The 19,905-nt window shown below is 73.5% G+C and carries 17 protein-coding genes; 14 read left to right on the top strand and 3 right to left on the bottom strand.

The features are described 5' to 3' along the window. Positions 1–46: 46 nt before the first annotated feature. From ACIQD7_RS05825 to ACIQD7_RS05785, 9 genes are all read left to right on the top strand, one after another. Positions 47–718: a two-component system response regulator gene (locus ACIQD7_RS05825; RefSeq protein ID WP_402439642.1), complete on the top strand. Its 672-nt coding sequence runs from the start codon at positions 47–49 to the stop codon at positions 716–718. Between the two features lie 137 nt (positions 719–855). Next, on the top strand, positions 856–3,708 hold the full coding sequence (locus ACIQD7_RS05820; protein ID WP_402439640.1) for a DNA translocase FtsK: 2,853 nt from the start codon (positions 856–858) through the stop codon (positions 3,706–3,708). Positions 3,709–3,957: 249 nt separating this feature from the next. Further along, positions 3,958–4,785, top strand: coding sequence for a helix-turn-helix domain-containing protein (locus ACIQD7_RS05815; protein WP_121833048.1), 828 nt, complete (start codon positions 3,958–3,960; stop codon positions 4,783–4,785). Positions 4,786–4,876: 91 nt separating this feature from the next. After that, positions 4,877–6,370 (top strand): 30S ribosomal protein S12 methylthiotransferase RimO, encoded by a 1,494-nt coding sequence (rimO, locus tag ACIQD7_RS05810; RefSeq protein ID WP_062751908.1) that lies wholly within the window; start codon positions 4,877–4,879, stop codon positions 6,368–6,370. Beyond that, positions 6,367–7,044: a CDP-diacylglycerol--glycerol-3-phosphate 3-phosphatidyltransferase gene (gene pgsA, locus ACIQD7_RS05805; protein ID WP_121832959.1), complete on the top strand. Its 678-nt coding sequence runs from the start codon at positions 6,367–6,369 to the stop codon at positions 7,042–7,044. Before rimO ends, pgsA begins: the two co-directional genes overlap by 4 nt. Then, entirely contained in the window at positions 7,041–7,640 is a 600-nt protein-coding gene (locus ACIQD7_RS05800; RefSeq protein ID WP_402439637.1) for a CinA family protein, read from the top strand. Before pgsA ends, ACIQD7_RS05800 begins: the two co-directional genes overlap by 4 nt. 109 nt (positions 7,641–7,749) lie before the next feature. Next, positions 7,750–8,133: a helix-turn-helix domain-containing protein gene (locus ACIQD7_RS05795; RefSeq protein ID WP_053646870.1), complete on the top strand. Its 384-nt coding sequence runs from the start codon at positions 7,750–7,752 to the stop codon at positions 8,131–8,133. Between the two features lie 157 nt (positions 8,134–8,290). Next, a complete protein-coding gene (locus ACIQD7_RS05790; RefSeq protein ID WP_121832957.1) occupies positions 8,291–8,761 on the top strand; it encodes a Dps family protein in 471 nt (156 codons plus the stop codon). A 106-nt stretch (positions 8,762–8,867) separates the two neighbouring features. After that, positions 8,868–9,137: a hypothetical protein gene (locus ACIQD7_RS05785; protein ID WP_121832956.1), complete on the top strand. Its 270-nt coding sequence runs from the start codon at positions 8,868–8,870 to the stop codon at positions 9,135–9,137. 57 nt (positions 9,138–9,194) lie between these two features. Here ACIQD7_RS05785 and ACIQD7_RS05780 read toward each other — a convergent pair whose 3' ends face one another. Together ACIQD7_RS05780 and ACIQD7_RS05775 are read right to left on the bottom strand one after the other, a co-directional pair. After that, positions 9,195–10,010 (bottom strand): Fpg/Nei family DNA glycosylase, encoded by an 816-nt coding sequence (locus tag ACIQD7_RS05780; protein ID WP_402439634.1) that lies wholly within the window; start codon positions 10,008–10,010, stop codon positions 9,195–9,197. Between the two features lie 236 nt (positions 10,011–10,246). Continuing rightward, on the bottom strand, positions 10,247–14,896 hold the full coding sequence (locus ACIQD7_RS05775; protein ID WP_402439632.1) for a DEAD/DEAH box helicase: 4,650 nt from the start codon (positions 14,894–14,896) through the stop codon (positions 10,247–10,249). A 170-nt stretch (positions 14,897–15,066) separates the two neighbouring features. Here ACIQD7_RS05775 and ACIQD7_RS05770 point away from each other — a divergent pair, with 170 nt between their 5' ends. From ACIQD7_RS05770 to ACIQD7_RS05760, 3 genes are all read left to right on the top strand, one after another. Continuing rightward, positions 15,067–15,918 carry an AraC family transcriptional regulator gene (locus ACIQD7_RS05770; RefSeq protein WP_402439630.1) on the top strand — a complete coding sequence of 284 codons (852 nt, stop codon included), beginning with the start codon at positions 15,067–15,069 and terminating at the stop codon, positions 15,916–15,918. A 147-nt stretch (positions 15,919–16,065) separates the two neighbouring features. Further along, positions 16,066–16,803: an AzlC family ABC transporter permease gene (locus ACIQD7_RS05765; protein ID WP_402439628.1), complete on the top strand. Its 738-nt coding sequence runs from the start codon at positions 16,066–16,068 to the stop codon at positions 16,801–16,803. Then, the gene (locus tag ACIQD7_RS05760; protein WP_121832951.1) at positions 16,800–17,108 is read left to right on the top strand and encodes an AzlD domain-containing protein; all 309 of its coding nucleotides are present in this window, start codon (positions 16,800–16,802) and stop codon (positions 17,106–17,108) included. Before ACIQD7_RS05765 ends, ACIQD7_RS05760 begins: the two co-directional genes overlap by 4 nt. 70 nt (positions 17,109–17,178) lie before the next feature. Here ACIQD7_RS05760 and ACIQD7_RS05755 read toward each other — a convergent pair whose 3' ends face one another. Beyond that, positions 17,179–18,108, bottom strand: a complete 930-nt coding sequence (locus tag ACIQD7_RS05755) for a hypothetical protein (RefSeq protein ID WP_402439626.1) — start codon at positions 18,106–18,108, stop codon at positions 17,179–17,181. A gap of 79 nt (positions 18,109–18,187) precedes the next feature. Here ACIQD7_RS05755 and ACIQD7_RS05750 point away from each other — a divergent pair, with 79 nt between their 5' ends. Together ACIQD7_RS05750 and ACIQD7_RS05745 are read left to right on the top strand one after the other, a co-directional pair. Beyond that, a complete protein-coding gene (locus tag ACIQD7_RS05750) occupies positions 18,188–18,382 on the top strand; it encodes a DUF3046 domain-containing protein (RefSeq protein WP_030221389.1) in 195 nt (64 codons plus the stop codon). Positions 18,383–18,766: 384 nt separating this feature from the next. After that, the gene (locus ACIQD7_RS05745) at positions 18,767–19,894 is read left to right on the top strand and encodes an AI-2E family transporter (RefSeq protein ID WP_121832961.1); all 1,128 of its coding nucleotides are present in this window, start codon (positions 18,767–18,769) and stop codon (positions 19,892–19,894) included. The last annotated feature ends 11 nt before the right edge of the window (positions 19,895–19,905 follow it).

Raw genomic sequence — 19,905 nt, 5'->3', positions numbered from 1 at the left:
TTCGGGGGACCGGGCGGAGCCGTCGCCGGGACGAGGAGGACGGGGCATGGTGCAGAAGGCCAAGATCCTCCTGGTCGATGACCGGCCGGAGAATCTGCTGGCGCTGGAGGCCATTCTCTCCGCGCTCGATCAGACGCTGGTGCGGGCATCGTCCGGGGAGGAAGCGCTCAAGGCGCTGTTGACGGACGACTTCGCGGTCATTCTGCTCGACGTCCAGATGCCGGGAATGGACGGTTTCGAGACCGCCGCCCACATCAAGCGGCGCGAGCGGACCCGGGACATCCCGATCATCTTCCTCACCGCCATCAACCACGGTCCCCACCACACCTTCCGGGGATACGCGGCGGGAGCGGTCGACTACATCTCGAAGCCCTTCGACCCGTGGGTGCTGCGCGCCAAGGTCTCCGTCTTCGTCGAGCTCTACATGAAGAACTGCAAGCTGCGCGAGCAGGCCGCCCTGCTGCGGCTCCAGTTGGAGGGCGGCGAGAGCGGTCACGGCAAGGAGTCCGCCGGTCTGCTCGCCGAGCTCTCCGCCCGCCTCGCGGCCGTCGAGGAGCAGGCGGAGGCGCTGTCGAAGCAGCTCGACGACGACTCGGCCGACGCGGCCGCCGTCGCCACCGCCGCCCACCTGGAGCGCAAGCTCACCGGGCTGCGGCGGGCCCTGGACGCCCTGGAGCCGGGCGCCGGCGCCGCGCCGACCCTGCCCAGCCAGAGCTGACGAACCGTCACGAAGCGCCCCGGCCCGTCGAGGTCCGGGGCGCTTCGTCGTGATGCGGCGTCAGCATCGCGCCTCCGCGCGGACGACACGAACGGGTGAGGCGGACAGCCGGTTCCCACACGGGTAACCTCGGCATCATGGCTTCACGTACGTCCGGCAAGACCCAGGGCACGGCGGGCACCGCAAAGCCGCGCGCCGGCCGTACGGCGGGCGCCGCGAAGAAGGCGGCCCCCGCGAAGTCCCCCGCCAAGCCGCCCGCGAAGAACGCGAGGAACGCGCCGGCGAAGAAGGCCACGGCCAAGAAGGCCGCGCCCGCCAAGCGCGCGCCCGCGCGGAAGCCCGCGGCGAAGAAGGCCCCGCCCCGCCCGGCGCCGTCCCCGACCGGGGGCGTCTACCGGCTCGTGCGCGGCGCCTGGCTCGGCCTCGCCCACGCGGTGGGGGCGGTCTTCCGGGGCATAGGACGCGGGGCCAAGGGGCTCGACCCCGTCCACCGCAAGGACGGGACCGCGCTGCTCCTCCTCGGCCTCGCGCTGATCGTCGCCGTGGGCACCTGGTCCAATCTGCGCGGCCCGGTCGGCGACCTCGTCGAGCTCCTCGTCACCGGGGCCTTCGGACGGCTCGACCTCCTGGTGCCGCTGCTGCTCGCCGGGATCGGCGTGCGCCTGATCCTCTATCCGGAGCGGCCCGAGGCCAACGGCCGGATCGTCATCGGACTCTCCGCCCTCGCCCTAGGCGTCCTGGGCCAGGTGCACATCGCGTGCGGCTCGCCGGGCCGCGGCGACGGCGCCGACGCCGTGCAGGACGCGGGCGGCCTCATCGGCTGGGCCGCGTCCCAGCCCCTCGTCTTCATGATGGGCGAGGTCCTCGCCGTACCGATGCTGGTGCTGCTCACCGTCTTCGGCCTGCTCGTCGTCACCGCCACCCCGGTCAACGCGATCCCGCAGCGCCTGCGCGCCCTCGGCGTCCGGCTCGGCATCGTGGAACCGCCCTACGACCCGGCGGAGGCAGGGGAGTACGCGCCCGAGGGGTACGACGAGGAGTGGCGGGACGCGGAGCCGGGGCCCGCGCGGCCCGTCCGGCGGCGCGCCACCGGCCCGGCGGAGCCGTACGACGTGGAACGTGCCGAGGAGGAGATGCTGGAGCGGCGCGGCCGCTCGGCGCGCCGGCCCTCCCGGCGGAGCGGCTTCGAGCCCGGCCTCGACCCGGTGGACGTCGCCGCCGCGGCGGCCGCCGCGCTGGACGGCGCGGTGCTCAACGGGATGCCCCCGTCCCCGATCGTCGCCGACCTGACCAAGGACGTCACCGCCGAGCGGAACGCCGCCCGGACCGCTTCCAGCGCCGAGGAGGCCGGAGACGGCGAAGCCTCCGCGGCCGTCGGGAAGCCGGCGCCGACCGCGCCCGTGCCGTCCGCCCGGGGCGAGGACGCGCGCGGCGGAGGCGTACCCGATCTGACCAAGCCCGCGCCCGAGCCGACCGACCTGCCGTCGCGGGCCGAGCAGCTCCAGCTGTCCGGTGACATCACGTACTCCCTGCCGGCGATGGACCTCCTGGAGCGGGGCGGGCCGGGCAAGACGCGCAGTGCGGCGAACGACGCCGTGGTCGCCTCGCTCTCCAACGTCTTCGCCGAGTTCAAGGTCGACGCGGCGGTCACCGGTTTCACCCGGGGGCCGACGGTCACGCGGTACGAGGTCGAGCTCGGGCCCGCGGTGAAGGTCGAGAAGATCACGGCCCTGGCCAAGAACATCGCCTACGCGGTGGCCTCCCCGGACGTGCGGATCATCTCGCCGATCCCGGGCAAGTCCGCGGTCGGCATCGAGATCCCCAACAGCGACCGCGAGATGGTCAACCTGGGGGACGTGCTGCGGCTCGCGGACGCGGCCGGGGACGACCATCCGATGCTGGTCGCGCTCGGCAAGGACGTCGAGGGCGGCTACGTGATGGCCAACCTGGCGAAGATGCCGCACATCCTGGTCGCCGGCGCCACCGGCTCCGGCAAGTCCTCGTGCATCAACTGCCTCATCACCTCGGTGATGATAAGGGCGACCCCCGAGGACGTCCGGATGGTCCTCGTCGACCCCAAGCGGGTCGAGCTGACCGCGTACGAGGGCATCCCGCACCTGATCACCCCGATCATCACCAACCCCAAGAAGGCCGCCGAGGCCCTGCAGTGGGTGGTGCGCGAGATGGACCTGCGCTACGACGACCTGGCGGCCTTCGGCTTCCGGCACATCGACGACTTCAACGAGGCCATCCGGGCCGGCAAGGTCAAGCTCCCGGAGGGCAGCGAGCGCGAGCTCAGCCCCTATCCGTACCTCCTGGTGATCGTCGACGAGCTCGCCGACCTGATGATGGTCGCGCCCCGGGACGTCGAGGACGCGATCGTGCGCATCACCCAGTTGGCCCGCGCCGCCGGCATCCATCTGGTCCTGGCCACCCAGCGGCCGTCCGTGGACGTGGTGACCGGTCTGATCAAGGCGAACGTGCCCTCCCGGCTCGCCTTCGCCACCTCCTCGCTCGCCGACAGCCGGGTCATCCTCGACCAGCCCGGTGCCGAGAAGCTGATCGGCAAGGGCGACGGGCTGTTCCTGCCGATGGGCGCCAACAAGCCCGTCCGCATGCAGGGGGCCTTCGTCACCGAGCACGAGGTCGCCGCCGTCGTGCAGCACTGCAAGGACCAGATGACGCCCGTCTTCCGGGACGACGTCACCGTGGGCGGCAAGCAGAAGAAGGAGATCGACGAGGAGATCGGCGACGACCTCGACCTGCTGTGCCAGGCCGCCGAGCTGGTCGTCTCCACCCAGTTCGGCTCCACCTCGATGCTCCAGCGCAAGCTGCGCGTGGGCTTCGCCAAGGCCGGCCGGCTGATGGACCTGATGGAGTCCCGCGACATCGTCGGACCCAGCGAGGGCTCCAAGGCCCGGGACGTCCTCGTCAAGCCCGACGAACTGGACGGGGTCCTCGCCGTGATCCGGGGCGAATCGGCCGGCTAGACGGGTCCGCGGCCGGGTCCGGGTGTGGGCGCCGGAAGGCGGGGTACCCGTTCGAGATCCGGCCGAGACTCACTCGTAAGAAAAGGGTGAGCAACCGTTTCCCCTGGCCGTACGTCAAGTTGGAGGGAGGGACAGAAGGATGTCCCAGCCTCATGGCGTACAAACAGCACCCGCCCGGTTGCCCCACCCTTTCGTACCACCCATAGACTGAACGTCCAGCAGGTGGCTACACGCTCGAAAGGCGCTCTCGTGTCCATCGGCAACTCCCCCGAAGACGACCGGACCTTCCCGGCAGACGACCGGGACCCGATCGGTCGTGCCCTCCAGCAGGCCCGTATCGCCGCCGGTCTCACCGTCGAAGAGGTCAGTGCCTCCACCCGTGTCCGGACCCCGATCGTGCAGGCGATCGAGGAGGACGACTTCTCGCGCTGTGGCGGCGACGTCTACGCCCGCGGCCACATCCGTACCTTCGCGCGCGTCGTCGGCCTCGACCCGGCTCCGCTGATCGAGCAGTTCGACGCCGAGCACGGCGGCCGTCCCGCACCCACCCCCGCCGCCCCGCTGTTCGAGGCGGAACGCATCCGCCCCGAGCCGCGCCGGCCCAACTGGACCGCCGCGATGGTCGCGGCCATCGTCGCCGTCGTCGGGTTCGTCGGCTTCACGATGTTCGACGACAACGACGCCCCGAAGGGGACCACCGCGGCCGACGGCGGCCCGGCGCCCGCCCCGGAGCAGGCGACCTCGGCCGCCAAGCCGAAGCCGGTCAAGCCCGTCGCGCCCAAGCCCACCGAGAGCGCCATCGCCGCGGTCCCGCAGGACAAGGTCACGATCAAGCTCTCCGCCGTCGACGGCAAGAGCTGGATCTCGGCCAAGGCCCACGACGGCAAGCTGCTCTTCGACGGGCTGCTCCTGGAGGGCGAGACCAAGACCTTCCAGGACGACGAGCGCGTCGACCTGGTCCTCGGCAACGCCGGTGCCATCGAGCTCTACGTCAACGGCAAGAAGGTCGCCGACAAGTTCGAATCCGGCCAGGTCGAGCGGCTGACGTACACCAAGGGCGACCCCCAGGCCGGCTGAGCCGGTCCGGTCGCCGCCCCGATGTGACCTCCGTCGCGCGGGTGAACCCTGCGCGACGGGGGAACGGCCGGGACGAAGTAGTCTTGAGTCCATGCCCGAACGCCGTACCGTCGCCCTTGTCACTCTTGGCTGCGCCCGTAACGAGGTGGACTCGGAGGAGCTCGCAGGCCGCTTGGCAGCGGACGGCTGGGAGCTCGTCGAGAACGCCGAACAAGCGGACGTCGCCGTCGTCAACACCTGCGGATTCGTCGAGGCCGCCAAGAAGGACTCCGTCGACGCCCTGCTCGAAGCCAATGACCTGAAGGACCACGGCAGGACCCAGGCCGTCGTCGCCGTCGGCTGCATGGCCGAGCGGTACGGCAAGGAGCTCGCCGAAGCCCTTCCGGAGGCCGACGGCGTCCTCGGCTTCGACGACTACGCCGACATCTCCAACCGCCTCCAGACCATCCTCAGCGGTGGCAGCGTCGAGGCCCACACCCCGCGCGACCGGCGCAAGCTGCTGCCGCTCTCGCCCGTGGAGCGCCAGGAGGCCGCGGCCGCCGTGGCCCTGCCCGGGCACGGCGACGGCGCCGAGGCGCCCACCGACGCCCCGGCCGACCTGCCCGAGGGCCTCGCGCCCGCCTCCGGCCCCCGCGCGCCGCTCCGCCGGCGTCTGGACGCCAGCCCCGTCGCCTCCGTGAAGCTGGCCTCCGGCTGCGACCGCCGCTGCACCTTCTGCGCCATCCCCTCCTTCCGCGGCTCCTTCGTCTCGCGCCGCCCCTCGGACGTGCTGAACGAGACGCGCTGGCTCGCCGAGCAGGGCGTGAAGGAGATCATGCTGGTCTCCGAGAACAACACCTCCTACGGCAAGGACCTCGGTGACATCCGCCTCCTGGAGGGTCTGCTGCCCGAGCTGGCGGCCGTCGACGGCATCGAGCGCGTCCGCGTCAGCTACCTCCAGCCCGCCGAGATGCGCCCCGGCCTGATCGACGTCCTCACCTCCACCGAGAAGGTCGTCCCGTACTTCGACCTCTCCTTCCAGCACAGCGCCCCGGACGTGCTGCGGGCCATGCGCCGCTTCGGCGACACCGACCGCTTCCTGGAGCTCCTGGAGACCATCCGCTCCAAGGCCCCCACGGCCGGCGCCCGCTCCAACTTCATCGTCGGCTTCCCCGGCGAGACCGAGGCGGACTTCGCCGAGCTGGAACGCTTCATCACCCACGCGCGCCTCGACGCCATCGGCGTCTTCGGCTACTCCGACGAGGACGGCACCGAGGCCGCCACGTACGAGCACAAGCTCGACCAGGAGGTCGTCGACAAGCGGCTCGCCCACCTCTCCCGGCTCGCCGAGGAGCTCACCGCGCAGCGCGCGGAGGAGCGGATCGGAGAGACCCTGGAGGTACTCGTGGAGTCCCTGGACGAGGAGGACGGCTGGATCGGCCGCGCCGCCCACCAGGCCCCCGAGACCGACGGGCAGGTGGTCCTCGTCACCGCCGACGGCACGGACCCCGACCTGGCCCCGGGCCGTATGGTCAGGGCGAAGGTCGTCGGGACGGAGGGCGTCGACCTGGTGGCCGAGTGTCTTTTCGAGGAGGCGGGCAGATGACCGGAGTCCCGGCATCCGCGACGGGCGGGACCGGTAGGCCGACGCCCCGCGGCAAGCTGGGCGCGGCGGCCGTCAACCAGGCCAGCCTGTGGAACATCGCGAACATCCTCACCATGATCCGGCTGGTGCTCGTGCCCGCCTTCGTGGTGCTGCTGCTCCAGGACGGCGGGCACGACCCCGCGTGGCGGGCCTGGGCCTGGGCGGCGTTCGCGGTGGCCATGATCACGGACGTCTTCGACGGGCACCTCGCCCGTACGTACAACCTGGTCACCGACTTCGGGAAGATCGCCGACCCGATCGCGGACAAGGCGATCATGGCGGCCGGCCTGATCTCCCTGTCCTCGCTCGGGGATCTCCCCTGGTGGGTGACGGCGGTCATCCTGGCCCGGGAGCTGGGGATCACCCTGATGCGGTTCTGGGTCATCCGGCACGGGGTCATTCCCGCCAGTCGCGGCGGCAAGATGAAGACCCTGGCCCAGGGCACGGCCGTCGGCATGTACGTGCTCGTGCTCACCGGGCCGCTGGCCACCCTCCGCTTCTGGGTGATGACGGTGGCCGTCGTGCTGACGGTCGTCACCGGCCTGGACTACGTGCGGCAGGCCGTCGTGCTGCGGCGCAGGGGCCTCGCCGCCGAGCGGGCCGCCGCCGAGCGCGCGGAGGCGGCCGCGCGATGACCGAGGCCGCCCGGGTGCTCGCGCTGCTCGCCGAGCGGGACCAGACACTGGCCGTCGCGGAGTCGCTCACGGGCGGTCTGGTGGCCGCCGAGCTCACCGGCGTCCCCGGCGCCTCGGCGTCCTTCCGGGGCTCCGTCACCGCCTACGCCACCGCCCTCAAGCACGAGCTCCTCGGCGTCGACGAAGCCCTGCTCGCGGAGCGCGGAGCGGTGGACCCCGAGGTCGCGTCGCAGATGGCGGCCGGTGTACGGGCCCGGCTCGGCGCCGACTGGGGCATCGCGACGACCGGGGTCGCGGGTCCCGACCCGCAGGACGGACAGCCCGTCGGAACCGTCTACGTGGCGGTCGCGGGACCGGCCGGGACGGTCGCGGGGGCAGCCGGGGAGGTCGCGGGATCGGCCGGGGAGGCGTCCCCTACGGGGTCTCCCGCCGGGTCACGGGCGGGGTCGCCGACGGGGAAAGTGGTCCCGTTGAGGTTGAACGGCGATCGTGGGGAAATCCGTAGGGAGAGCGTACGGATCGTGCTCGCGCTGCTCCACGGGGAACTCTCGGGAAATGCGCGGGCACAGGATACGGAACAGAACGGGGGGAATTGATGTTTGCAGCCCTGAGTGAACACGACATCGCTCCCCGCACGGCCGCGGCGCGAGGCGGTACGGTGGGGCGTGAAGGATGCGGCTACGCGGTCCGAGGAGGGAGCCACCGATGATTCTGCTCCGTCGCCTGCTGGGTGACGTGCTGCGTCGGCAGCGCCAGCGCCAGGGCCGTACTCTGCGCGAAGTCTCCTCGTCCGCCCGAGTCTCGCTCGGCTATCTCTCCGAGGTGGAGCGGGGGCAGAAGGAGGCTTCCTCCGAGCTGCTCTCCGCGATCTGCGACGCGCTGGACGTACGGATGTCCGAGCTCATGCGCGAAGTGAGCGACGAGCTGTCGCTGGCCGAACTGGCCGAGTCGGCAGCAGCGAGCGAACAGGTGCCGGCACCGGTTCGTCCGATGCTCAATTCGGTGTCGGTGACGTCGGTGGCGGGTGTGTCCCCCGAGCGGGTGACCATCAAGGCACCCGCGGAAGCGGTCGACGTCGTCGCCGCCTGAACCGAAACGAGGGCGAAGCCCCGGTCCGTGTCCCGTCAGGGACGCCGACCGGGGCTTCACCTTTCTCCGGCAATCCTTTGAGCTGATTTGTTTGAGATGCCGGGTTCCGGAGAGGCGTGCCATGGTGGGAGAACGTTCGACTGGTTGGAGATTCCGCATGTCTGTCGTGAAGAGCACGCTGTCCGAGACCGACCTCAAGACCGTGGGCAACGCTCTCCAGGGAGCGCTGGCCGATCTGGTCGACCTCTCCCTGGTCGCCAAGCAGGTGCACTGGAACGTCGTCGGACCGCGCTTCCGCTCCATCCACCTCCAGCTGGACGAGGTGGTCACCACGGCCCGGACGCACTCCGACACCGTGGCCGAGCGCGCCTCCGCCCTGGGCGTCAACCCGGACGGGCGAGCGGCCACCGTGGCGTCGTCGAGCGCGATCGGAACGGTGCCGGAGGGCTGGATCAAGGACGTGGACGCGGTGAAGATCCTTGTCGACGCCCTCGGGGCCGTCACCACCCGGATGCGGGAGCGGATCGACGCGACCGGCGACCCCGACCCGGTCACCCAGGACATCCTGATCGCCCTGACCGGCGAGCTCGAGAAGCACGCGTGGATGTTCCAGGCGGAGAGCGTCTGAGGAGGGCCGGGGCGTGCTGATATGCGCGGTGTGCGCCGGGGCGGGCCCCGGTGCGCCCTCCCGCAGGGTGATCCTGCCGGTCTAGCGTCGACCGCAGGAGGCGGCCATGGTACGGCGACGGTTTCCGCCGGCAACACTCGCGCTGGTCGCGGTCGGGCTGGTGGCCGGGGGACTCTGGTGGTGGGCGGTGCTCCGCTTGCTGCTCGTGCCGGGCGAAGCCGGGCCGGTCGAGGCGGTCATGGTCGCGGGCGGCTGGGGACTGAGCCTGCTGCCCGTACACGTGGCGGCCTCGTCGGGGCGGCCGGGCGCGGCCGCCCGGCGCCTCGGCCGGGTGCCGTGGCGCCGGCGGTGGGGCACGGGCTCCGGACCGGCGTGAGGGTGCCGTGGGAGTACGGGGAATGTGACGGGACGAAGAGCCGGGCCCGACGGAGGGTCAGCTCGACGGGCTCGTGCCGGTGTCCTGCCGGTGCGGGCCCTTTTGGCATTCCGGGCACCAGTACGTGATCCGGTCCCCCAGCTCCGCCTTGCGGATCCGGGCGCCGCAGCGCAGACAGGGGCGGCCCGCGCGGCCGTAGACGTGGAGCGGGGTGCCGGGGCGGCGCACGGTGGTGACGCGCCGGTCCGGATGGTCCTTGTTGACGTCGAGCAGCCGGTGGGCGGTCGCCACCAGACGCGCGGGGACCCCGGGCTCCAGCTCGCCCACGGGGAGCCAGGGGGTGACGGCGGCGAGGAACGCCAGCTCCGACTTGTAGATGTTGCCGATGCCGGCCAGGTTGCGCTGGTCGAGGAGGGCCTCGCCGAGCGTCCTCGCCGGATCGGCCGTCAGCCGGCGCACGGCCTCCTCCGGATCCCAGTCGGGGCCCAGCAGGTCCGGGCCGAGGTGCCCCACGGCCTGCGGCTCCTCGTCGGTGCGGAGGAGCTCCACGATCGGGAGCCGGTAGCCGTACGCGGTGGACTCCGCGTTTCCCAGGACGGCCCGGATCTGGTGGTCGGGGCCGCCGCGTGGCCGCTCCCCGGTGGCGTACACCCGCCAGGCGCCGTCCATCCGCAGATGGGAGTGGAGGGTGAGCCCGCCCTCGATCCGGGCGAGCAGGTGCTTGCCGCGCGGGGTGACGTCGAGGAGCGTGCGGCCGGTGAGGTCGGCGGTGGCGAACCGGGGCACCCGGAGGTCCGAGCGGGTCAGCACCCGCCCGGCGAGCGCGGCGTGCAGACGGCGGGCCACCTGCCAGACGGTGTCTCCTTCGGGCACGGTCCTCCTCGGGTCACGGTCCTTCGCCCACGGTCCCGCGCGCCGGGTCGGTAGGCGCCGGGCGGCCGGGGGTCTTTCGGGCTCCTTCTTCCGGCTTCTTCCCGGATACGCGCCGGCTACGGCCCGTCCGGCGGATCGGGGCGCGACCCTCGTCGTGATCCGCCGGACGAGTCCCAGGAGGTGTCTTGTCGATCGGGCCGGACCCCGCGAGCCCGGCATGATCGGCGAGACACCCCCTAGGCGCGCAGGCGCAGGCCTCGGGGGGTGGCCAGGAAGCCCGCCGCCTCCAGGGGGCGGGCCAGGGGGGAGGTCAGGGCCGGGACGCCGTTGAGCCGCTCCACCGTGATCGTGCCCAGGGCGCCCGCGCGGGCGGACGCGGCCAGGGCCTCGGCCGCCGCCGTCAGGGCCGGGTCGTCCGGGTCGTCCGGCCAGGACAGGAGCGTCTTGCCGCCGCGCTCCATGTAGAGCGTCAGCTCGCCGTCGACCAGGACCACCATTGCGCCCGCCTTGCGCCCCGGCTTGTGTCCGGCGCCGGTCGGCGGCTCGGGCCAGGACAGGGCGGCCCCGTACGCGTTCGCCGGATCGGCCGCCGCGAGGACGAGGGCGCGCGGGCCGGCCGCCGCCTCGACGCCCCGGTCGCGGGCGGTCGCGGTGGCCCGCAGCCGGTCCACCGCGCCGTCCATCGCGAACTGGGCCGCGCCCAAACCCTCCACGACGTAGCCCCGGCGGGCCTGGCCGCTGTCCTCGAAGGCGGCCAGGATCCGGTACACGGCCGAGAAGCCGCCCTCCACGCCCTCGGCGGCCACCGCGCCCCGGGTGACCACGCCGTGCCGGTCCAGGAGGGTGCGGGCCAGGGCGTGCGCCCGGTGCGTCGGCTCCGGCTCGGGCGGCGGCAGCAGCGACCAGCGGCCGGAGACCGTGGGCGGGCCCGTGCGGGACACCGGCCGGGCGGACGCGGTCAGGGTGCCGTACCGGCCTCGGGGGACCGTGCGGCGCGCGCGGTGCGCGGTCGAACCGGCCGTGCGACCCGAGCCGAGGAGCGCGCGCAGCGGGGCGAGGGTGTCGTTGGTGAGCCGCCCCGACCAGGCCAGGTCCCAGAGCGCGTCGGCGAGCTGGGGATCGGTGGCGTCCGGATGGGTGGTCGCCCGGACCTGGTCGGCGATCTGGCGGAAGAACAGGCCGTACCCGCCGGAGAGGGCGGTGAGCAGCGACTCGTGCAGTGCGGACGGCTCCAGCGGGTGCGGCGGGGGCAGGAGCAGCGGGGCCGCGTCCGCGAGGTGGAGCGAGACCCAGCCGTCCTTGCCGGGCAGCGAGCCCGCGCCGGCCCACAGCACCTCGCCGGTGGTCGTCAACTCGTCCAGCATCGCCGGGGAGTAGTCCCGGACCCGGGACGGCAGGATCAGTTTCTCCAGGGCGGAGGCCGGGACGGGCGCGCCCTGGAGCTGCTCGACCGCCCGGGCCAGGCCGTCGATGCCGCGCAGGCTGTTGCTCCCCAGGTGCTGCCACTGCGGCAGGAAGGCGGCGAGGGCCGCCGGGGGCACCGGCTCCAGTTCGTGGCGCAGGGCCGCCAGGGAGCGCCGGCGCAGTCGGCGCAGGACGGTGGCGTCGCACCACTCCTGGCCGATGCCGGAGGGGTGGAACTCGCCCTGGACGACCCGGCCGGAGGCGGCGAGCCGCTGGAGGGCGCCGTCGGTGACGGCCGTGCCCAGGCCGAGGCGCTCGGCTGCGTGGGAGGAGGTGAACGGGCCGTGCGTGCGCGCGTACCGGGCGAGGAGGTCGCCCAGCGGGTCCTTGACCGGTTCGGTGAAGGCCTCGGGGACGCCGACCGGCAGGGCCGTGCCCAGGGCGTCCCTGAGCCGGCCCGCGTCCTCGATCGCGGCCCAGTGTTCCCGGCCCCCGATCCGCACCCGGATCGCCCGGCGGGCCGCTTCGAGCTCGCCCGCCCAGTCCGCCTCGGCGCCGCGCTCGGCCAGCTCGGCGGCGGTGAGCGGGCCCAGGACCCGCAGGAGGTCGGCGACGCCCTCCACGTCCTTGATCCGCCGGTCCTCCGTCAGCCACTGGAGCTCCCGCTCCAGCTCCGTCAGGACGTCCGCGTCGAGCAGCTCGCGCAGCTCCGCCCGGCCCAGCAGCTCGGCGAGCAGCCGGGAGTCCAGGGAGAGCGCGGCGGCCCGCCGCTCCGCGAGCGGAGAGTCGCCCTCGTACAGGAACTGCGCCACGTAGCCGAAGAGCAGCGAGCGGGCGAAGGGGGACGGCTCGGTGGTGGTGACCTCGACGAGGCGGACCCGGCGGGCCTCGATGTCGCCCATCAGCTCCGTCAGGCCGGGGAGGTCGAAGACGTCCTGGAGGCACTCGCGGACGGCCTCCAGGACGATGGGGAACGAGCCGAACTCGCTCGCCACCTGGAGGAGCTGGGACGCGCGCTGCCGCTGCTGCCACAGCGGGGTGCGCTTGCCCGGGTTCCGCTTCGGCAGCAGCAGGGCGCGGGCGGCGCACTCCCGGAAGCGGGAGGCGAACAGCGCCGAGCCGCCCACCTGGTCGGTGACGACCTGCTCGATCTCGCCCTTGTCGAACAGGGCGTCGGCCGCGCCGACCGGCGCCTTGTCCGCGTCGTACGCGGCGTCCGCGTGCCGGCCCGGGTCGACCGGTTCGTGGTCGAGGAGGTCCAGGCCCATGTCCAGGCCCATCAGGTCGGCGTCCGGCAGGCGCAGCACGATCCCGTCGTCCGCGTGCATCACCTGCGCGTCCATGCCGTACCGCTCGGAGAGCCGGGCGCCGAGCGCCAGCGCCCATGGGGCGTGCACCTGCGCCCCGAACGGGGAGTGGATGACGACCCGCCAGTCCCCGAGCTCGTCCCGGAAGCGCTCGACCAGGATCGTCCGGTCGTCCGGCACGTGGCCGCAGGCCTCGCGCTGCTCCGTGAGGTACGCGAGGACGTTCTCGGCGGCCCACGCGTCGAGCCCGGCGGCGAGCAGCCGCAGCCGCGCGTCCTCCTCCCCGAGGGCGCCGACCTCGCGGAGGAACGCGCCCACCGCCCGTCCCAGTTCGAGCGGACGGCCCAGCTGGTCGCCCTTCCAGAACGGCAGCCGGCCCGGCGCACCGGGCGCGGGGGTGACCAGGACCCGGTCCCGGGTGATGTCCTCGATCCGCCACGAGGTGGTGCCGAGTGTGAACACGTCGCCCACCCGCGACTCGTACACCATCTCCTCGTCGAGCTCCCCGACCCTGCCCCCGCCCTTCTTGGGGTCCGAGCCCGCCAGGAAGACGCCGAACAGGCCACGGTCGGGAATCGTGCCGCCCGAGGTGACGGCGAGCCGCTGGGCGCCCGGCCGACCCGTGACCGTCCCGGCCACCCGGTCCCAGACCACGCGCGGGCGCAGTTCGGCGAAGGCGTCCGAGGGGTAGCGGCCGGCCAGCATGTCGAGGACACCCGTGAACGCCGACTCGGGCAGCGAGGCGAACGGCGCCGCCCGGCGCACCACCGCGAGCAGGTCGTCCACCTGCCAGGTGTCGAGCGCGACCATCGCGACCAGCTGCTGCGCGAGCACGTCGAGGGGGTTGGCGGGGATCCGCAGGGACTCGATGGCCCCCGACCGCATCCGCTCGGTGACCACCGCCGCCTGCACCAGGTCGCCCCGGTACTTGGGGAAGACCACGCCCGTGGACACCGCGCCGACCTGGTGTCCGGCGCGGCCCACCCGCTGGAGCCCGGAGGCCACCGAGGGCGGCGACTCGACCTGCACGACCAGGTCGACCGCGCCCATGTCGATGCCCAGCTCCAGGCTGGAGGTGGCCACCACGGCGGGCAGCCGGCCCGCCTTCAGGTCCTCCTCGACCTGGGCGCGCTGCTCCTTGGACACCGAGCCGTGGTGGGCCCGGGCGAGCAGTGGCGGGGCGCCCTGCGCCGCCCCCGACTGGGCCATGACCTCGGCCGGGGGAGCACCCTCAGGCAGGGGCTCGCCGGTCGCCCGCTCGTACGCGATCTCGTTGAGCCGGTTGCACAGGCGCTCGGCCAGACGACGGGAGTTCGCGAAGACGATCGTGGAGCGGTGGGACTGCACGAGGTCGGCGATCCGCTCCTCCACGTGCGGCCAGATCGACGGCCTGTCGCCGCCCTCCTTGCCCTCGGAGGCCGGGGAGCCGCCCAGCTCGCCCATGTCCTCGACGGGCACGACGACGGAGAGGTCGAACTCCTTGCCCGACGGAGGCTGCACGATCTCCACCGCGCGCCCCGGCGACAGGTAGCGGGCGACCTCGTCGACCGGCCGGACCGTGGCCGACAGGCCGATCCTGCGCGCGGGCCGGGGCAGCAGCCCGTCGAGCCGCTCCAGGGAGAGCGCCAGGTGCGCGCCCCGCTTCGTGCCCGCGACCGCGTGGACCTCGTCCAGGATGACCGTCTCCACGCCTTCGAGGGCCTCGCGGGCGGCGGAGGTCAGCATCAGGAACAGCGACTCGGGGGTGGTGATCAGGATGTCCGGCGGCTTGGTCGCGAGCGTCCGGCGCTCGGCGGCCGGGGTGTCGCCGGAACGGATCCCGACCCTGATGTCCGGCTCGGGCAGCCCGAGCCGCACCGACTCCTGGCGGATGCCGGTCAGCGGGGAGCGCAGGTTCCGTTCGACGTCCACCGCGAGCGCCTTCAGCGGGGACACGTACAGCACGCGGCAGCGCTTCCTCGGCTCGGCGGGCGGGGGCGCGGACGCCAGCCGGTCCAGGGAGGCGAGGAAGGCGGCCAGCGTCTTGCCCGAGCCGGTCGGGGCGACGACCAGCACGTCGGAGCCCGCCCCGATGGCGGCCCAGGCGCCCTCCTGCGCCGCCGTGGGCGCGGTGAAGGCCCCGGTGAACCAACCACGGGTCGCGGGGGAGAACGAGTCGAGCGCGGACCTGACCATGCCCCCCATCGTGCACCCGGGCACTGACAACCGCCGGGACCTGTGGAAAACCCGCTGGGAAGCGCGGCGGGCGTCCCTCTTCGGAGTGGCCCCTCATGGAGCGGCGGCCTGTCTGTCCCCGGCGCGGACCGCAGCGGCGGGCCCGTCCGCCCCTGGCGCAGAATGGAGGCATGGCGAGCGGGGAGCGGGCACGGTACTGGCAGTACCCCGAGCTGCCCGGGGTCGACCTGCTGCACGCCCACTACGTCCGCAAGGCCTTCGCCCGCCACACCCACGAGACCTTCGTCTTCGCCGCGATCACCGAGGGCGTCGAGGCCTTCCACCACCACGACGACCTGGTCCACGCGGGACCCGGCCAGATCGCCCTGGTCAACCCCGACACCCCGCACACCGGACACGCGGGGGTCCCCGAGGGCTGGACCTACCGGACGATCTACCCCGACGCGGAGATCGTCCGCTTGATCGCCGCCGACACCCTCGCCCTGCGCGGCTCGGTCGGCTTCACCTCGCCCGTCGTCGACGACCCGTACGCCGCACGGCTCGTCGTCGGCGTTCACCGGGCCGCCGAGGAGGGCAACGCCCTCGCCGCCGACAGTCTGCTCCGGCTCGTCACCGCCCGGCTGCTCCGCAGCCACGGCGGCCCGATCACCCCGCTCCCGCCCCGCTCGGCGGGCGCCCGGAACGCGGCACGCGCGCGTGAGGTCCTGGAGGGCCGGATGGCCGAGCCGCCGACCCTGGAGCGCCTCGCCGCCGAGCTGGACACCAGTCCCTTCGCCCTGCTCCGGTCCTTCCGCGAGGCCTACGGGATGCCGCCGCACACCTGGCTCACCGACGCGCGCGTGCGCCGGGCCCGGCAGTTGCTCGACGCCGGTGTGCCCCCGGCGGAGGCGGCCGCCGTCGTCGGCTTCACCGACCAGTCGCACCTCAACCGGCACTTCACCCGCAGCGTGGGGGTGCCGCCTGGCGCCTATCAGCGCGCGCGTGGCGGCGGAAAACGCGCGAGGCCCGGCGGAGCCGGCTGACCCGGTGGGTCCGGCTGACCCGGCTGTCTCGGTGGGTCCGGCTGACCGCGCCGGTCCGGTCGGTCCGGTCGGTCCGGCGTGGTCCGGTGCGGTTCGGTGCAAGAACGTACAAGACCCGGTGGCCCCGACCGCCGTAGCGTCCCCGACGTGGCAGAACAGACAGCACCTCCCGTGATACCCGACGACGCCCCGGCCAAGCCCGACGCCGCCGTCGTCCGTGACGCCCTCGGCGTCGGCGTCGCCGTCGGGCTCTCCGGCTTCGCCTTCGGCGTGACCTCGGCGGGCTCCGGACTCAGCATGCTCCAGACCTGCGTCCTCAGCCTGCTCGTCTTCACCGGCGCCTCGCAGTTCGCCCTCGTCGGCGCGCTCGCCGCGGGCGGCAACCCCTTCACGGCCGCCGCCGGAGCGTTCTTCCTGGGCACCCGCAACGCCTTCTACGGGCTGCGGCTCTCCCAGCTCCTCGCCCTGCCGAAGGCCGTCAGGCCCCTCGCCGCGCACTGGGTGATCGACGAGACCGCGGCGGTCGCGCTCGCCCAGCCCTCCCGCCGGGCCGCCCGCATCGGCTTCACCGCCACCGGGCTCACGCTGTACGTCCTGTGGAACGCCACCACGCTCCTCGGGGCCCTCGGCGCCGAGGCGATCGGGGACACCGCCGCCTGGGGGCTCGACGCGGCCGGGCCCGCCGTCTTCCTGGCCCTGCTCGCCCCCATGCTCACGTCCGCGACCGAGCGGGCCACCGCCGGTCTCGCCGTCCTGCTCGGCCTCGGCCTGCTGCCCGTGCTCCCCGCCGGAGTGCCGGTCCTCGCGGCCGCCCTCGCCGCCCCCGCAGTGCTCTGGGCACGGGGTCGGCGCGCCGCGTCCGAGCGAGAGGAAGACCCCCGATGAACGTCTGGATCGCGATCGCCCTCACCGTCGCCGGGTGCTACCTGGTCAAGCTCGTCGGCCTGCTCGTCCCCGCCGGGGCCCTGGAACGCCCGCTCGTCCAGCGGCTCGCGGCGCTGCTCCCCGTCGCCCTGCTCGCCGCGCTCACCGCACAGCAGACGTTCAGCACGGGCGGCGACCTCGTCCTGGACGCCCGGGCCGCCGGGCTCGCCGCGGCCGCCGTCGCGCTCGTCCTGCGGGCGCCGTTCCTGGTCGTCGTGGGCGCCGCCGTGGCCGTCACGGCGGGCGCACGGGCCCTGGGCTGGTGAGACCGGCCCCGTCACCCGGCCCCGGCCCGTACGCCCTGCCCCGTCGCCCCGGCCCGTACGTCCGGCCTCCTCAGCCGACGGGGCGGCCGTGCGCGCGGAGGGTGCGCAGGGCCTCGACGGTGACGATCGGGCGCCACTCCAGGGCCGAGCCGGGGGCCCAGGCGCGCCAGCGGATCGGCCAGCCGCCGTCCTCCTCCTGGTCGGCCGCGAGCCGGTCGAGGGAGCGGGCCGTCTCCTCCTCCGTGAACCAGCGCGCGGCCAGCGAGTCCGGCACGCGCGCGTAGTCGTGCGGGTAGTGGTGCTCCCCGGGCGCGTACCCGTCCGCCACCGGCCAGTCCTCCGGCCGGTCCGGGTCGAGGACGGCCAGCCCCTGCTCCCGGACGAGCCGGCCGAGGCGGTCGGCGGCCGCCTCCGCGCGCGCACGGTCCGGGGCCCCGTCGAGGAAGGCGACGGCGGCCTGGATCTCGTACGGGTAGGACTTCTCCAGGGACTCCACGGCCGACCAGCAGAACTCGGTGGCCCGGAACAGCCACGCGTGCCACACCTGGTTGCGGTGGAGCAGCCCGACCACCGGGCCGGTCGAGAGCAGCGCGCTCGGCGGGGAGTCGACGACCGGGACGAACGGCGCCGAGGGATAGCCGCGCTGGGAGGGGTGGATCGCGGGGAGGGCGCCGTCGTGCGTGGACACCGCCGTGAGGTAGCGGCAGATCCGCTCGACCCGCGGCCCGCCGCAGCGGCCGACGGAGTCCAGGACCCGCAGCGCGTGCGCGGTGTGCAGCGGCTGGCTGACGGGTCCGCGCAGATCCGGTTCGAGCGCGTGACCGTAACCGCCGTCCTCGTTGAGGTACGCCGTGAGCGCGGTCTCGACCTGATCCGCGCCGCCGCGCTGGAAGTGGTAGGCGAACCGGCGCTGTTCGAGGACGCGGGCCGTCAGCCAGACGAAACGCTCGGCGCGGGCCAAGGGGGTCGAGGACGCGGAGGGGAGGGGGTTTTCGGCCATGCTCCGACCGTAGGGCGGAAAGCCGCGCTGACAAGACCTCCGGAGCGGGCTGCACTCTTCGGAGCGGGATACTGGGGTCATGCGGTTGACGATTTTCTGGGAACGAATGGCCGACCACTTCGGCGCGTCGTACGCCGAGTCCTTCGCGAGCGATCACGTGATGGCGGAACTCGGGGGCCGGACCGTACGGGAGGCGCTGGACGCCGGCTGGGAGGCGAAGGACGTGTGGCGCGCCGTCTGCGCCGCCGTCGACGTGCCCGCCGACAAGCGCTGACCGATCGAGAGAAGGGCCGGTCGGCGGGCCGGTGGACGGATCACCGGGCGGGAGCGCCGACGGGATGCGCGGGGGGCCCGGAGGAATGTCCGCGCGGTGCGCGAGACTGGCGGGGTGGCCCCGACTGACGACAGCGACGACACCGACAAGACCCACGACACCGACAACACCGACAACGCCGACAAGACCCGAGGGACCGGCGAGCCGGGCGGCACCGGCCAGAAGTCCCGGGACACCGGCGAGCCCGGCGGCACCGGCAGGACCGGCTCGACCGACGTGACGGCCGCTCCGGCCCCCGCCCCGCCCGCCGGGACCGGCACCGGTGGCCTCGTCGTGGACGCGCCCCCCGCCCGGAAGACCGCGCCCCGGGACCCCGCCGCGCGGATGCCGCGCTGGCTGCCCCGCGCGCTCGTCCTGGCCCTCGCGCTCTACTCCTGTTTCCTGCTGGGCAACTGGGCCTTCCACCAGCTCGTCGGCCTCCTCGTCAACATCCTCCTGGCCTTCTTCCTCGCCCTCGCCATCGAACCGGCGGTCGGGCGCATGGCGGCGCGCGGGATGCGCCGGGGCCTCGCCACCTTCCTCGTCTTCCTGGCCGTCCTCGTCTTCGGCGTCGGCTTCGTCGTCCTCCTGGGGTCGATGCTCGCCGGGCAGATCGTCGACATGGTCGAGAACTTCCCCCAGTACCTCGACTCGCTGATCAAATGGATCAACGACAGCTTCCACACGGACCTGTCGCGGGTCGAGGTCCAGGACAGCCTGCTCAAGTCCGACTGGCTCCAGAGGTACGTGCAGAACAGCGCGTCCGGCGTCCTCGACGTCTCCGCCACCGTCCTCGGCGGCCTGTTCCGGCTGCTCACGATCTTCCTGTTCTCGTTCTACTTCGCGGCCGACGGGCCCCGGCTGCGGCGCGCGCTCTGCTCCGTCCTGCCGCCCGCCCGGCAGGCCGAGGTGCTGCGGGCCTGGGAGATCGCGGTCGACAAGACCGGCGGCTATCTGTATTCGCGCGGTCTGATGGCCCTCATCTCGGGCGTCGCGCACTTCGTGCTCTTCGAGATCCTGGACGTGCCGTACGCCCCGGCGCTCGCCGTGTGGGTCGGCCTGGTCTCGCAGTTCATCCCGACCATCGGCACCTATCTGGCCGGTGCCCTGCCGATGCTGATCGCCTTCACCGTCAACCCCTGGTACGCGGTGTGGGTGCTCGGCTTCGTCGTGGTCTACCAGCAGTTCGAGAACTACGTCCTCCAGCCGAAGCTCACCTCGAAGACCGTGGACATCCACCCGGCGGTGGCCTTCGGCTCGGTCATCGCGGGCACGGCGCTGCTCGGGGCCGTCGGCGCGCTGATCGCGATCCCGGCCATCGCCACCCTCCAGGCCTTCCTCGGCGCCTATGTGAAGCGGTACGACGTGACGGACGATCCGCGCGTCCACGGCCACCGCAGGTACGGCGAGGCGGTGGTCGCCCGGCTCCAGAAGGCCCTGCACCACAAGAAGGAGTCCGCGCAGGAGGAGTGAGACGTTCCGGC

The sequence above is a fragment of the Streptomyces sp. NPDC093071 genome, from assembly GCF_044754545.1.
Lineage (GTDB): Bacteria > Actinomycetota > Actinomycetes > Streptomycetales > Streptomycetaceae > Streptomyces.
The sequence above is the reverse complement of the archived record's forward strand: the minus strand, read 5'-3'. Positions and strand labels throughout refer to the sequence as shown.